General features: G+C 47.7%; 15 protein-coding genes. 3 read left to right on the plus strand and 12 right to left on the minus strand.

Annotation, left to right across the window (positions count from 1 at the left end):
- Window positions 1–11: 11 nt before the first annotated feature.
- The 3 genes from ACKKE8_RS27640 to ACKKE8_RS27650 all read left to right on the plus strand — a co-directional run bounded on the left by ACKKE8_RS27640 (window position 12) and on the right by ACKKE8_RS27650 (window position 2,812).
- Window positions 12–1,115 (plus strand): glycosyltransferase, encoded by a 1,104-nt coding sequence (locus ACKKE8_RS27640; protein WP_409175824.1) that lies wholly within the window; start codon window positions 12–14, stop codon window positions 1,113–1,115.
- Window positions 1,112–1,996 carry a glycosyltransferase family 2 protein gene (locus ACKKE8_RS27645; RefSeq protein WP_409175825.1) on the plus strand — a complete coding sequence of 295 codons (885 nt, stop codon included), beginning with the start codon at window positions 1,112–1,114 and terminating at the stop codon, window positions 1,994–1,996. The genes ACKKE8_RS27640 and ACKKE8_RS27645 overlap by 4 nt, the downstream gene beginning before the upstream one ends.
- Window positions 1,997–2,308: 312 nt before the next feature.
- Window positions 2,309–2,812 (plus strand): S4 domain-containing protein, encoded by a 504-nt coding sequence (locus ACKKE8_RS27650; RefSeq protein ID WP_409175826.1) that lies wholly within the window; start codon window positions 2,309–2,311, stop codon window positions 2,810–2,812.
- Window positions 2,813–2,858: 46 nt separating this feature from the next.
- Here ACKKE8_RS27650 and ACKKE8_RS27655 read toward each other — a convergent pair whose 3' ends face one another.
- The 12 genes from ACKKE8_RS27655 to ACKKE8_RS27710 all read right to left on the minus strand — a co-directional run bounded on the left by ACKKE8_RS27655 (window position 2,859) and on the right by ACKKE8_RS27710 (window position 12,646).
- Window positions 2,859–3,695 carry an N-acetylmuramoyl-L-alanine amidase gene (locus ACKKE8_RS27655; RefSeq protein WP_409175827.1) on the minus strand — a complete coding sequence of 279 codons (837 nt, stop codon included), beginning with the start codon at window positions 3,693–3,695 and terminating at the stop codon, window positions 2,859–2,861.
- 6 nt (window positions 3,696–3,701) lie between these two features.
- Window positions 3,702–4,157 (minus strand): holin family protein, encoded by a 456-nt coding sequence (locus ACKKE8_RS27660; protein WP_409175828.1) that lies wholly within the window; start codon window positions 4,155–4,157, stop codon window positions 3,702–3,704.
- 93 nt (window positions 4,158–4,250) lie between these two features.
- The gene (locus tag ACKKE8_RS27665) at window positions 4,251–4,388 is read right to left on the minus strand and encodes an XkdX family protein (RefSeq protein ID WP_409179214.1); all 138 of its coding nucleotides are present in this window, start codon (window positions 4,386–4,388) and stop codon (window positions 4,251–4,253) included.
- Window positions 4,388–4,585, minus strand: a complete 198-nt coding sequence (locus ACKKE8_RS27670; protein WP_409175829.1) for an XkdW family protein — start codon at window positions 4,583–4,585, stop codon at window positions 4,388–4,390. Before ACKKE8_RS27670 ends, ACKKE8_RS27665 begins: the two co-directional genes overlap by 1 nt.
- Complete coding sequence (locus ACKKE8_RS27675) at window positions 4,582–8,988, minus strand: DNRLRE domain-containing protein (RefSeq protein ID WP_409175830.1); 4,407 nt, start codon at window positions 8,986–8,988, stop codon at window positions 4,582–4,584. The genes ACKKE8_RS27670 and ACKKE8_RS27675 overlap by 4 nt, the downstream gene beginning before the upstream one ends.
- Before the next feature lie 59 nt (window positions 8,989–9,047).
- Window positions 9,048–9,320 (minus strand): hypothetical protein, encoded by a 273-nt coding sequence (locus ACKKE8_RS27680; RefSeq protein ID WP_409175831.1) that lies wholly within the window; start codon window positions 9,318–9,320, stop codon window positions 9,048–9,050.
- Window positions 9,321–9,638 carry a hypothetical protein gene (locus ACKKE8_RS27685; protein ID WP_409175832.1) on the minus strand — a complete coding sequence of 106 codons (318 nt, stop codon included), beginning with the start codon at window positions 9,636–9,638 and terminating at the stop codon, window positions 9,321–9,323.
- Complete coding sequence (locus tag ACKKE8_RS27690) at window positions 9,635–10,207, minus strand: hypothetical protein (protein WP_409175833.1); 573 nt, start codon at window positions 10,205–10,207, stop codon at window positions 9,635–9,637. The genes ACKKE8_RS27685 and ACKKE8_RS27690 overlap by 4 nt, the downstream gene beginning before the upstream one ends.
- On the minus strand, window positions 10,204–11,019 hold the full coding sequence (locus ACKKE8_RS27695) for a baseplate J/gp47 family protein (RefSeq protein ID WP_409175834.1): 816 nt from the start codon (window positions 11,017–11,019) through the stop codon (window positions 10,204–10,206). The genes ACKKE8_RS27690 and ACKKE8_RS27695 overlap by 4 nt, the downstream gene beginning before the upstream one ends.
- The gene (locus ACKKE8_RS27700; protein ID WP_409175835.1) at window positions 11,007–11,441 is read right to left on the minus strand and encodes a DUF2634 domain-containing protein; all 435 of its coding nucleotides are present in this window, start codon (window positions 11,439–11,441) and stop codon (window positions 11,007–11,009) included. The genes ACKKE8_RS27695 and ACKKE8_RS27700 overlap by 13 nt, the downstream gene beginning before the upstream one ends.
- The gene (locus ACKKE8_RS27705) at window positions 11,441–11,689 is read right to left on the minus strand and encodes a hypothetical protein (RefSeq protein WP_409175836.1); all 249 of its coding nucleotides are present in this window, start codon (window positions 11,687–11,689) and stop codon (window positions 11,441–11,443) included. The genes ACKKE8_RS27700 and ACKKE8_RS27705 overlap by 1 nt, the downstream gene beginning before the upstream one ends.
- A gap of 3 nt (window positions 11,690–11,692) precedes the next feature.
- A complete protein-coding gene (locus ACKKE8_RS27710; RefSeq protein ID WP_409175837.1) occupies window positions 11,693–12,646 on the minus strand; it encodes a hypothetical protein in 954 nt (317 codons plus the stop codon).
- Window positions 12,647–12,661: the final 15 nt, after the last annotated feature.

Here is a 12,661-nt window from a genome sequence, read left to right on the forward strand (position 1 = left end):
TGATCATCCGAATGAGCCCGCCTCTCCTTTCCCTATGCATGATCGTCAAAGACGAAGCAGACCAGATCGAAGCATGTCTGTCCAGCGTGCGTATGGTTGTAGACGAGATCATTGTTGTCGATACAGGATCAACCGATGGTACACAGGATATTTGTCGGAAATACGGAGCGAAAGTTCTGGAGATTCCTTGGGAAAACAGCTTTGCGAAAGCGAGAAACGCCGGATTGCAGGTTGCCAAGGGAGAGTGGATTTTATGGCTGGATGCGGATGAAATCGTCCAGGAAGAAAAACCGGGAATACTTCGTCAGGCTGTGAGTACGAGCAAAGGTGACGCCTTTTTTATGAAAATGATCCATTACACTGGTTCGCAAAAGGAGCAAGCTTCGCGCCACTCCGCCTACCGATCCGGGCATATCCGCTTATTTCGCAACAAAAAAGGGTTCCGATTTGTGCGAGACATACACGAAGTGCTTCAATGGCCGGTCTCCGTTTCTAGGGATCTCGCCGTTCCTTTGCTTCCTGTATATATTCACCATTTCGGATATTTGGAAGATGCCGTTCAACGAAAACAAAAAGCTTTGCGCAACTTGAGACTCATGCGTCACGAAAGAAAGCAATCCAAGCAAGACCCTTGGTGCGATTACCATCTCGCAAACGAATTTTTTCGCGCTAAACAATTAGAGCATGCCTTTACACTGGTGAATCAAGCAATGAAAGGCTTTTTGACCACCAAACAACCTCCCCCGTCTATTTGCTACAAGCTGAAATTCGATATTCTTTTCCAGCATGGCAGTATGCGCGGAGCATGGCCAGGTATTGCACGAGCTATTCAAATCTACCCTAATTACGTAGACCTCCATTTTTACAAAGGCGTCTTCCTGATGGAGCATGGTCTGTATGCCGAGGCGATAAAAGCTTTCGAGTATTGCTTGGAGATCGGGGACAATCTGTGGGAGCATTTTAGTGAGCAAGGAATGGGGAGCTTTTACGCTTTTCACTTTTTGGGACGGTGCATGGAGCGCATGGGCAAGGCACATGAATCCCTTGTCTACGATTGCACAGCGAGCTCTATACATGCTTCGTACTTCGCACAAAAGCGAGAGGTGGTGCTATGAGCGTGAAAACAAGCGTGCTAATCGGAAGTCCAGTTTGTCAGAAACCAGATGTTCTCCGGATGTTTTTGTTTTCATTAGAAAGGCTGTCGACCTCAAACTTGACGTTGCACTATTTGTTTGTAGATGACAATACCGATCCGCTTTCGAGCAAAATCCTTCAAAGCTTTGCAGACAAACATACGGGACAGGTCGACATTATCCCCGCTGCTGGCGGCCTCCATCCTTTCACATGCGATGAAACGACCCACTACTGGAGCGACGCACTCGTTTGGAAGGTCGCTGGCTTCAAGGACGAAATGATCGCCCGCGCCAAACACCACGATTACGATGCCCTCTTTCTCATCGATTCGGATTTGCTTCCCCAGCCAGCTACTTTGGAAGTTTTGCTCGCCTCTGACAAACAGATCATATCTGAAATCTTCTGGACGAGCTGGACACCAGATACCGTCCCCGTCCCACAGGTGTGGCTCAAAGATGAATATACCCAATTCGAATGCGCACGCCACGAACAAATTTCCTTAGAAGAACAATACTTGCGGAAGTACGCTTTCTACGGACAACTCCGTGTCCCCGGCGTATATGAGATAGGTGGTTTAGGGGCTTGCACCCTCATCCGCAGAAAAGCGCTGCAGGCTGGCGTCAGCTTTAAACAAATTCCAAATCTGAGCTTCTGGGGCGAGGACCGTCATTTCTGCATTCGGGCTCAGGCTTTAGGTTTGTCCCTTTTTGTGGACACACACCATCCCGCTTTTCATCTCTATCGGGAGAGTGACTTTGCCGAAGCGCGAACCTGGATGAAGCAAATCTACGGCTCCGCTCCATTACGCGTCAAAACCACGCGTCCTCCTGTGGGCAACAATACAATCCCCCTTGGAAACTAACCCATTATATGGTATATTGGTGCAACGACTATTTGGATGGAAAGGTACGGTAACTACGTATGCCAACAACTACTTTGTAATGGCCTAAAAAACTGGATAGCTTGCCCTTCGGAAAACAAATTGTTTTTCGCACAGGTGCAGTCTGCCCTTTTTTCCCATTACAAAGGAACGTAACGAAATCTGTAGGTGTAGATCCTAACGGAGGTTCGCTATGGGGAATCTCCGTTTTTTTGTGTCCAAAAACAGGCCTGCCCTACAGGACATCCAAATAGCAGGTGCGTTCCTTTCACTTTTTACACGAGGTGAAGGACCATGCATACCATCGAGCATACGTGGGTATTACGTGAAAATCATGAAAATCAGCCAGTGCGGCGATATTGCAGCAATTGCGGGCGAATCGTTCTCTTTTTCGATACAAACGTCCGCCGCCACAACGCTAACGGCAAAAACATCTATCGCTTCGCTATCTATAAATGCGAGAAAAATCATACGTGGAACGAAAAGCTGGCCATCTACAAAGCCTTTACAGATCATCGGGAGGTGCCAGACACGGAGTTCAGTGTAGAAATCGCGCCACTCCCAACTCTCCCCTTACATGAATATCAGGAAAACGGCGTTCGGGAAGTGACGATTCGGATTGAGCGCGCAGAGGCTCGCTTCCGCCTCGACAAGCTGCTGTCAGAGCAGATAGAAGGCTGGAGCCGCAGCCAGATTGTCCGCAAGATCAAGGACGGGCATATTCGACTGAATGAGCAGGAGACGAAGCCAAGCGCTGTCTTGAGCGCAGCGGATATCATTCAGATTTTGATTAGGTAACAGTATGTATAGGAAAAGTCGCAGACGGAATCTGCGGCTTTTTCTTTTATTTCTTCAATACGACCGCTTTTCTCGGCTCGTCCCACTCCACTTGCAGTCCAAGCAAGGCAGCCAGCTCTCTTGTTTTCGCAAAAGTAGTTCCCTGGTCGTTTACATAGGAGACTTCCTGTCCGTTCACGGTCACTTTTTGCGTGGAAGGCTCCCATTCCACTGCTCCACCCACTGCCTCCGCAATCATCCGGATAGGTACATAGGATACATTATCGATTAGTTTTCCTGTGGAAGTAAGTGTCAGTTCAACTGCACACTTATCCACATCAGCCTGTGGTTTTTGTGGATAAGCTGTGAGAAACCTGTGGACATCCTGTTGAAACTTTGCCCATGCGTCTTTCGCTGTCATTCTCGTATATGTTTGAGCGGCCGTATTGACGACAAAAAAGGCCGGGCAGTTTTTCCCCGTAATGTCGTAATGACGCCACAGGTGCTCGACTCCCAAGCCATGTCGTTTCAAGATATCCGCGGTCAGTGCCACTGTTTGCTCGTACATTTTCTCAAAGCTTCCATCTGCATTGACGCACATTTCAATCCCAATCGTGCAGTTGTTCGGGTAGTTGCTCAATTTGGTCAGGGCGGCCTGTGAATAAGTTTTCGCCCCGACGTGGTAGCCCATCTCGTCCTCGGGCAGGCAGCGAATGATTTCTTTGTCGTCCACGATGTAGTGGGCGCTCGCTACTGTCGTTGGTCTGTTGAAGTAGTTTCGGTTTGCGGCGGCATTTGCACCGCTGCGCTCGTTGGCCGTCCAGTGGATGACGACTCCTTTTGGAACGATTTTCTTTTTGGGGCGGGAATTTACGTTGGACAGAAGCATCTCGGTGATTTTCATTGTTTACTAGGACTCCTTTCGTTTGGCTCGCTCTGCCTTTGCCTTGATTTCGGCGCTGACTAATCTCTCAATGGATTTGGGCATCGGCCAGCCTGCGCGGTGGGCATTGGCGGTCAGGCTTGTCCAGGTGTGGTAGATGAGGCCGAAGGTAACGCCGTAGAATAAGAAGCCTGGGGTGCCCATGACGCGGTCTAGGAGGTTGGCTACGGCTGGTAGAGACATGAGGAATAAGGTGCGTGGGATTCGGGACAGGCCGTAGTCGGAGGAGTAGGATTGGTCTTTTTTGGCGGCGGAGATGCCTGTGATCCAGTCGAGGACGATCATGAAGAAGAGGACGATCAGGATGTCTTGGCGGTTCGTGCCGTATAGATAGTGAAAGGCGGGCGACACGATGGCACCTGCTGTTGTCGCCCAGGCGTTTGCTGGGGTTGCGATGCTTTCTAGGCTGTGTAGGGATTTCATAAGTTCGTACCTCCTCGCCCCCTTGGGGGAACAAAAATAGCCCCGTTAGTTACGGGGCTGACTCAAATTCTCTGTGTATGAAATAGTAATAGCTTAAAAATCTTGGTTGGTAATTTGCTTGAATTCCTTTGGAGTGATTTCTCCAAAAGGATTGGATGTAGTCTTTACAGCAAGTCGCAGCTTATCTGCTGTGACCCACTTCATGCTAAATGCCAACTCCCAAAATACCATCACTTAGCACCTCCTTTTAATTGGATGAGCTCAAGCTTAACTTGGGCTAGCTGTTCGCCCATTGTTTGGATTAACGTATCCTTTTGGATGTTGCTTATTTTGAGTGAGGAGAGCTCCTGTCCCATTGTAATAACGGGGTCCTGTTCTTGCTCTTGCCTAATTTTCGATATCGGAGCTACGTTCTGAGTCTTAATCAATCAAATGCACCTCCGTAGCCGTTTAATCTGACATGCTCAGTTGCTGTTCCTTTGGCAAGGACAACCCACAGATTGATCGCCCAATTTGCAGCAGTCTTCGTTTTGTTGGTGAATAGATAGCCACGGTTCCCCTTTACAACACCCGTGCAATCTTCCCACGTCGGCACAGCATCCAGCGCATTGTTGCAGACCTTTACACTTTCAATGGACGCACCTTCTGGGATGTACCTCTCTAGCGTGATAAGTACCCTTTTCGGCATACCATCAAGGATGAAATGGCCCTGCACATCCGGGCTATCGAAGTTAAGCAGGAATTCGATATGTGTCTCTGTTCTGGTGAATGTATAAATCCTCTCGGACGAGATACCTGCATTATCTGTCGCAACAATCTTGATTTGATGCTGCACGTCCAAATCAAGCCGAAGCCAAGCGTCATGACTAATTTCTAGCGTGTATTGCTGCCCTGCAACTCCTTGGAATGATCTGATTTGTTTCCCGTCCAGATACTCACTAAAAGTGAAATTGTTGCCCTCTAGATCGGTGGCGGAATAGTACACTATTGGAGGTTGCTTGAAGACGCCGAGGTCTTTGTCTTCACCATCGATTACCGGTGCTCGGTTATGAAGGACTCTAAACTTACGCGCGACCTCCAGGCTCTTCCCCTGCTTGTTGTCCTCTGCCCAAACAGTCAGGATATGGTCAGTTTTCTCCGCAAGATCAATGCCTGTGATGTCCGTAGATCCGAGGTAAATCCGTTTGTTTTTGTAAGTAAGCATCTTGTCAAATAAAAGAGGAGTGCTACCATCCGATATGCTGGATGCAGCCGCCTGTGCAGGTCCGTTATTGATTTGGTGCCATACAGTGATGACATTTCCCGCGTCCTCGTCTACAGTCTGACCAGATACCCTTAGAGTTGTGTTTTCGGTAAGCGTCTGATTGTCAGGCGTGTCCAGTGTGACGCTAGGGCGTTTATTGAGGTTTATAACGCCACGGTACTTGACCTTATCTGTAGTCTGATAGAACGTCGGTGGAATGCTAAAATCCGTTGCAAACGTTGGATCATACAGTGATGTTGGAACTGTACCGACAGCAAACATACCATCAGTTGACCAGTTAGCAAAATCATTTGTAGATTCAAGTCTGTTGATATACCCGCCATTTTCATAAGTAAGGAACAGCTTCCCGTTTTTATTTGAAGTGATTGAAGCGGTTTGTCCGGCCCCGATCTTCTTCGGAGTTGACCACGTTACACCATCCATAGAATACGAATAGCGCACGTAGTTGTCTGTCGTGTTTGCAGCATCCCTCGCATGCCATACAACGTGCAGCTTGCCGTTTGGTGTTCGGATTGCCATAGGAGACGTTTGAGCGTAACTAGAATTAAGTTCTATAGGTCTGTAGCTCCAGTCAGATTTAAGGCAAATACTAGAACTTAAAGTCTTATCTTTTTTAATAAAAGTAATTGCGTTTCCTTGTGTGTAACCTACTTGATTATTAGAGGAAACGAATGCACCTACGTTTTCAAAAATAATACAAGGTGTGCCATTTCCATCTGTAACTAAAGAAGGGCTTTGAGCGAAACTTGGAAACAAAATGTCATTGATATTTGTTATCTGTTCCCCCGCACTCGGCGTTCCCAACGTTCCATCTGCATTGATTGGAATGGAACCAGTGCGGATGTTGAAGCTGTTCGGATACGCGCTGTTTTTCGTGCTGGCTGCCCACCAGAGTTTGGTGCCGTCGAGGGTGATTGCGGTCGTAACACCGCCCAACGCCGTTTGACCAGAGTCTAAGGAAACAGAGAACGGAGGAATTGCCTCTCCGTTTGAAGTTGTCACGTCCACTCTATACATATGGATGTTGGTATTGTTAAAAGCCCCGATTATGAATACGTTGTTTCCTTTAGCAGCTAAGGAAATGGATGACAGGTTGTAGCTTGTCGTTCTTAATAATGACCAAAACTTTCCGTTGTCTTTTGATACATACAGACTTGTGTTACTGCCTGTCATAACTGCTCCAATAATCCACCCATTGCTCACCCTCACAGGCGGAGCCATCTTGGACACAAGATAAGCAGACGATACCACGTTGACAGGCACGTAGAGCTTGCCGCTCTCTTGCACTACAGTGAAATTACGCATCTGCTTGGTAGAACCATCTGTGCCGTCATACGCCCACACTTGGATGGATGACACCTCTGCTAGTAGAAGTCCTGAAACGTCCGTCTGACCGTCCCAAAAACGACCTTGTGAGTACGTCAGTGTCTTGCTAAATGACTTCGGATTTTTACCGTCAGACGTGCCTACAGGTATACTCTGCGTTGTTCCGCCAGCTATGGAGTATTTAACGACTAGTGCACTCCCTGCCTCAACATCGGATACTGTGCCCTCCAGCTTGTAGGTGCTGCCTTCCGCCAATGTTTGATTGTTGGCAGGAGACGTGAGCGTCAGTGTAGGCGGATTGTTGGTGATTGGTTCGAGTGCAACTACTCTTGAAATAAATATACCACTAGAAGTCGTGGTAGTTCTCGTTTGCATTTCCGCAGAAGTTTGGTCTAAATCTAGATGCATATAGTGCATTGATGCTTCAATGTTAAATGCACCGCTGGCAGGCGTATAGTCGTACATTTCATTGTAACCCAAGGGTTGATCTTGTGTGTTGTTACCCATTATTGAATTGAATAAAACAAACAGTGTATTAGCTTTTGTTGTAGACGTGCTTGGTGGACTAACACTCGTAGCTGAGCTTGACTTACCAACATTCGTAACATCAATCGCTTTAACGTTCCTAAATGCAGAAATATAACTAACCCAGTTAACAGCAGTGGAACAAGTAAAAGTAGGAGCAGTCTCAGAGGCACCCGCAAATTTATAATACAGACTTTGCCTTAGTGCGTTCGTGTCTGTGTTCAAAAGAGTCCAGCCCGCAGGTGTGTTCAATGTTCCTGAATCACTTGACAGGACGTGGGCGATCAATAAATCTCCCTGTTTCCAGCCACTTGGCAGACCTGTAGGAAGTGACGAAGAGTTGGACATTTGACTCCCATTACTCCCCACATACTCAACTTGTTTTTTACTTGTTGCAGGGATGGAGTAGTCGATAGTGAGTTGTGGCTTATAAGTTCCCTCCGAGGAATAAGCAATTCGAACGGTTCCTGCCCCAGATTCATCAAAATCCTTCAATAACAACCCTAAGTTCTGAGTTCCATTCACCCAATCTTGTACGAGTGTTTTTATGTCAATCGAAACGTACTGACCTGTTGGGTAATTAGAGAAGCTACTCTTGATTGACGGGTCATAGCTTGGCTGTGTATTCCAAGTTGCAAAATTGTCCCATACAGAAGTGACTAGATGAACATTCGTTTGCCTTGTTACGGAATTACTGTAGTTATATAGTTTTAGTGTTGCACTATTGATGATTGCATTGTTTGGAATTGGACCGAGATCAAACTTGAGTAGCGCCCTGATCTGGTCATTAGCCCCAGAACTTCCGTTTCCCCACTGGATGCTTTGAATTGTTCCGAAAGATGCTGCTGGTGAAGATTGGGAAACAAAAGTATCTGTTATAACTGTATTGGATTTATCCAAAGTAACAAGATTTCCTAGAGCTATCCCAAACGTGCCCTCAACAGATGTTGTAACCCCGCCTTTTCCGTCATTTGCAACGACCCTCCAATAGTACAAACCAACAGCCCAAGATGTACTGATTTCCTTCTTTGACGTAGCACTGCCTACGCTGGCATTGTAGATATTGGATGCTCCTGCCGATGTCCCAACTTGCAAAGTATATGTGAGTGCGTCACCGTCAGGATCGCTGCCAGACCATTGGAAGTTAATGTCTGTTCCTTGTTTAATTGTCTGGTTATTGGCAGGTGAGGTGAGGGACAAGGTTGGTGCAATATTCAAATACGAAGAAATAACTGTACCTGTAATTTCAAACGATCCAGCGAAATTTCCACCATTTGTAAAACTAATGTCAACAAAGATGTTATTGGCTTCTAGGTCATTACCCCATGCACTATCTTTACCGTAGTATCGCACTTTTTCTATTCCATTGTAGTTGTCTAGTGCATAGACCAATATCGCGTTGTTTCCTGTATCATTATTGCTCCACTTTGATAATGTCCTATCGTGACCTGTAGCGTCACCGATAACAATTCCACTTTTATTTTTCGCTTCAATGCTTGGGTAAACTCCACCAGCTTTATCGTATATCCCTACACTAAAAGTATTTGCTTCTAGGGACTCCACTTTGTAACCGAAAAATAACTTCCCATCAGATACGCGCTTAATTACGAACTGGACTACACGATAACTAGATTCATTGGCAGAGTACTTGTTTGTATTGTAGTTGCTTGGTGATACCCATATATCATCAAACCCGGAAATTATCGTTTGCGCCATGTTCCTCCCCCTTCCATCCGCAAATGGCCGTTATTGCGACTCATTCCTGTTTCTACCATCTAAACCTCCAACCGACTTTGAGCCTCGTTATAGTAACCGCGAATTACCTTGATTGAGCTGATAGTGGAAAGGTCATCGTTAAAATTGTTGTGTACAAATCCGTCGGGCAAGGTGGATTCGATCGTATTCACCCGCACTTTCAAGTTCGAGACATCTACTTTGAGCACAGCGAGCTCTGCGTGAGCATCAGCAATCCCATGTTCCCAACGGTTTATATCGTGTTCGGTAACCGGATCATCGTGTTTCCAGTCGGTCTTGGCGTTGTAAGACACCTACACCCCTCCTCTCGCTTCGATAACGAAGGTCAAATTTACAAACTGCGCCCCGTTCATTTCAATGAATCCTATCTTCTCAGCGACTACAGCTCCGGTTCTGGTCCGTAACTTCACATTTGTGATGACTGGCACGCTGGCTACATGCTGAGCAGATACCTGTAGTGCTATCCCGTCTTGTATGCCAGCAATCGGATGCGAAGCAATCTCCACAGCCTGTACAGGCACTGAAACTGAGCCGTTTATCAAAATGTCGCCGCCCGACACCCTAGCCAGCAGGTCATTCCGGACGGTTTGAAGATAACTTGGCAGGATCATTTCACGACCTCCTCGTAACGCTTGATTGGTGTCATTCCTACACGAAATTCACTGACCTTGTGGTACTCCTTAATCCCAACCACTAAGACATCTCGCAGCACGATCTTCTCCGACACAACAGGTTCAAAAGCCACTCCATTACAATGAACTGGCCTGATTCTCTCAACAGCTTGAACAGCATTCTTTGTATCGAATCGGTCCTCAATCGGGTAGACGTACCGAATCACCTTTTTGCCGTAATCCTCGACCATCTGAACATGCTTGAATGACGAGGAACTCAAACCAATTGCACGCAGCACGCTTGGGGTAAATCCAAGATATGACCAGTGCTTTTGCTGGATATTCTTTCGCCGTTCCTCAACACTCAGCAATTGCTTTCTCCCAAAATAAATCCAATCCCAGACATCCAGCCCCCAGGTAGCTGACCATGGGCTAAACTGCTGTAGGATGTCCTCACGCTGCAAATCGAAAGCATCTACAACTGTCCCTGCACCTTCAAAGTGATATTCCGCCACTTCATTCTCGTACCATTGCGGCGGCAGCATCTGCCGATAGCGTTCTGGAATCATGTTGTCACCGCCATGGTTAGTGTCGATACAGAGTCAGCAGGCACCGACAAATTCAATTCAGCGCCGTTTAAGGTGTAGCCTGTGAAATCTAATACCCCATCCACGAAAAAGAGCGCTCCGATCTGCTGGTACACGATCTGAGAACGCCCTTTTAGGTAGGTTTTGATTTGAGTAGTAATTTGGTCTTTGACCTTCTCGAATTCCGCATCTGGTCGCAAAGCAAGTTTTACAGCGATAGTCACCGGATAAACGTTCGCTGGCAGTACCTGCAAATCGTGCAAGGCCCTTCGTTTGTCTTCCAGCTTCGTTCGTACAACCGTAGCTAATTCCTGCCCCGCTGGGTTTCCTGACAGGTCAGTGATATACACGTCGATAGATAGGTCATGTCGCGCCTTCTCGATAGCAACTGCTCCGCCTACCCCACCTACATTTCGTGCCCACCGCTCGTAGTCTTGGCGTCTGCCGTCTCCCTCTTCTGTCCGAGCTCGATCAATTAAGCGCTGCCGATATGCGTCGTCTGTCTCCGCCTCATTGCGAGATAAACCGAAGAATAGGCCTGTGGCATCCAGAAATTCCCCGTCTGCCCAGGGTAGAAACCGCTGGAGAAAACCGTACTCAAATAACTGCTGCTGATCACTGATTTCCTCTGCGATCGGATAACCGAGGTCATAAAAGATTTCTCCCTCTTCCGTCGCTGGTGGCGTCTCTCCACGCTTTTGTGCTATCAATGCCATCCGATTCGCCATCCGCTGATAAATCTGATCCGGGGTTTCCCTGAGAATCGGCATTTCTGGTTTGTCTAACGTTGCCATGTATTCACCTCCGTCCTAGTTGTCCCTCTCGTACCCTCAATTTCGAGCGAAAAAATGACCCGGTTGTCCTCAAACCGAATGTCTACCACTTCCGCACGCTCAACCTCACTGTGAGCCTCTAGCGCCTCTTGTGCTTGCGCCTTAATCGCTGGCAATGAAATGCCCGAGCGCATCCTCCCTGTCTCATATAGGAAGTCTACTCCGTACCTTTCTGAGTAAATCTCGTACCGGAAACGACGCGTATTCAAGATTTTCTTTGCTGTCTCTTCCAGGTACTCCGCATAGGTAGTCGTCCGCAAATAGCGACCATCTGGCCCTTGCTGCAATTGTTTTGTAGTCCAGTCGAATTTGTATGTCCATGGGATCGGATTGTCTGATGATTGAACCAGTTGTGTTTCGTCTCCGTTCAGCTCTGGAAACATTACTCCACCACCCCAAGCAGGAGGTATTGCTCGTTGTTGCATCGCAACAGGGCTACTTTTTTGCCCACATCTTCTGGCTTTAATTGGGCAGAACGCAATGCCGACAGCTCATACGGTTCCAAGGGTGTCGGGTCCTCGTCGAGCTTTACAGACATGGGCGAGAGTGACAAAAGCTTGCCGAATTCCCCTTGCGTATTCTGGATGCCGTCCTGTGCCTGCCCTCGCAGTTTTGCGATAACCGAATGCATCTCTTACGTCCTCCTTTCCAATTGGAGATCCATTGTGTATTGACCGCCTTGCCAGCGCGCTTGGCAGCTGGCGACGATCCAATCCGTGATGGTTTTATTATCTTTTTCCATGATTTTGATGAGCCAGCCCGCACGTAACCTAGCGGCATTTTCATCCTCATGCCTGACCGAAATGGAGCGTGTCTTGGGGATTTTGGATAACTCCGTAAGCTGCTTGGCTGCCAATCCAGCTACGTTTTTATCCTCGCCCGCGTCGATGACTTTTTGCATGCGACCGATTTGTTTGACCAGATTATCGTTAGATTTCGTTGCACTACTTACCACTCGATCATCCCGGTAGCGCTCTACTGTCACGACGGTGTATACATCCTCAATGCTCTCACCCGTGGAGCTGCTTGTGAGCAAGCTCGCTTTGAACATCGGGATGATGCTATTTTTCCCCTCGGGGAGTACCGTCAGCTTGTCACGCTGGTATTGCACGAAATAGCGGATGCCTGTCTTTTCATAAGCTTGCTCGGTCAGCGAAGTAAAGAGAGACGTGTATGATTGGGATGGGATTCTCTCCTTAATCGTGAAACCAAAGGAAGGGCAGCTAAAATGGATACCTGACGACTTGATGATTCGCGCAAGCTCTGTCCCTGCATCCCCGTCCAGCTTGAGTCTGGAGATTTCGTTTTTTTGTAAATACCATCCCAGCTCGTATGCTGTCGCGGATAAGTCGCCTGTCCGATCGTCGCGATCGAAGCGAACCAACGGGCCATGGAAAAGCTGCTGGGATTCTTTTAGCTCTGCACCTGCAAAGAGCATCAAAAAACCCGCCGATTGCAGCGGCGGGCCTTCCTTGATTCTCACATCACAGTTTTGAGCAATTTGTCCCCTGGCCGAGGACCAGGAAAGCTCGGTAACGGCTGGGGTCAGGTCATAGCGGGTCTGTTCTTTTCCGTAAATGACTTTCATTTCGTCTACCCTCCG

This window comes from Brevibacillus fortis (assembly GCF_046196545.1).
In the GTDB taxonomy this organism is placed as follows: Bacteria; Bacillota; Bacilli; order Brevibacillales; family Brevibacillaceae; genus Brevibacillus; species Brevibacillus fortis_A.

What these genes read in the sequence shown, in the direction of transcription:
- ACKKE8_RS27705 (WP_409175836.1), bottom strand. Translation starts at nt 11,689, where the DNA reads ATGCATTCGGTTATCGCAAAACTGCGAGGGCAGGCACAGGACGGCATC.
- ACKKE8_RS27685 (WP_409175832.1), bottom strand. Translation starts at nt 9,638, where the DNA reads ATGATCCTGCCAAGTTATCTTCAAACCGTCCGGAATGACCTGCTGGCT.
- ACKKE8_RS27690 (WP_409175833.1), bottom strand. Translation starts at nt 10,207, where the DNA reads ATGATTCCAGAACGCTATCGGCAGATGCTGCCGCCGCAATGGTACGAG.
- ACKKE8_RS27675 (WP_409175830.1), bottom strand. Translation starts at nt 8,988, where the DNA reads ATGGCGCAAACGATAATTTCCGGGTTTGATGATATATGGGTATCACCA.
- ACKKE8_RS27700 (WP_409175835.1), bottom strand. Translation starts at nt 11,441, where the DNA reads ATGTTTCCAGAGCTGAACGGAGACGAAACACAACTGGTTCAATCATCA.
- ACKKE8_RS27640 (WP_409175824.1), top strand. Translation starts at nt 12, where the DNA reads ATGAGCCCGCCTCTCCTTTCCCTATGCATGATCGTCAAAGACGAAGCA.
- ACKKE8_RS27695 (WP_409175834.1), bottom strand. Translation starts at nt 11,019, where the DNA reads ATGGCAACGTTAGACAAACCAGAAATGCCGATTCTCAGGGAAACCCCG.
- ACKKE8_RS27655 (WP_409175827.1), bottom strand. Translation starts at nt 3,695, where the DNA reads ATGAAAATCACCGAGATGCTTCTGTCCAACGTAAATTCCCGCCCCAAA.
- ACKKE8_RS27710 (WP_409175837.1), bottom strand. Translation starts at nt 12,646, where the DNA reads ATGAAAGTCATTTACGGAAAAGAACAGACCCGCTATGACCTGACCCCA.
- ACKKE8_RS27665 (WP_409179214.1), bottom strand. Translation starts at nt 4,388, where the DNA reads ATGGTATTTTGGGAGTTGGCATTTAGCATGAAGTGGGTCACAGCAGAT.
- ACKKE8_RS27650 (WP_409175826.1), top strand. Translation starts at nt 2,309, where the DNA reads ATGCATACCATCGAGCATACGTGGGTATTACGTGAAAATCATGAAAAT.
- ACKKE8_RS27645 (WP_409175825.1), top strand. Translation starts at nt 1,112, where the DNA reads ATGAGCGTGAAAACAAGCGTGCTAATCGGAAGTCCAGTTTGTCAGAAA.
- ACKKE8_RS27660 (WP_409175828.1), bottom strand. Translation starts at nt 4,157, where the DNA reads ATGAAATCCCTACACAGCCTAGAAAGCATCGCAACCCCAGCAAACGCC.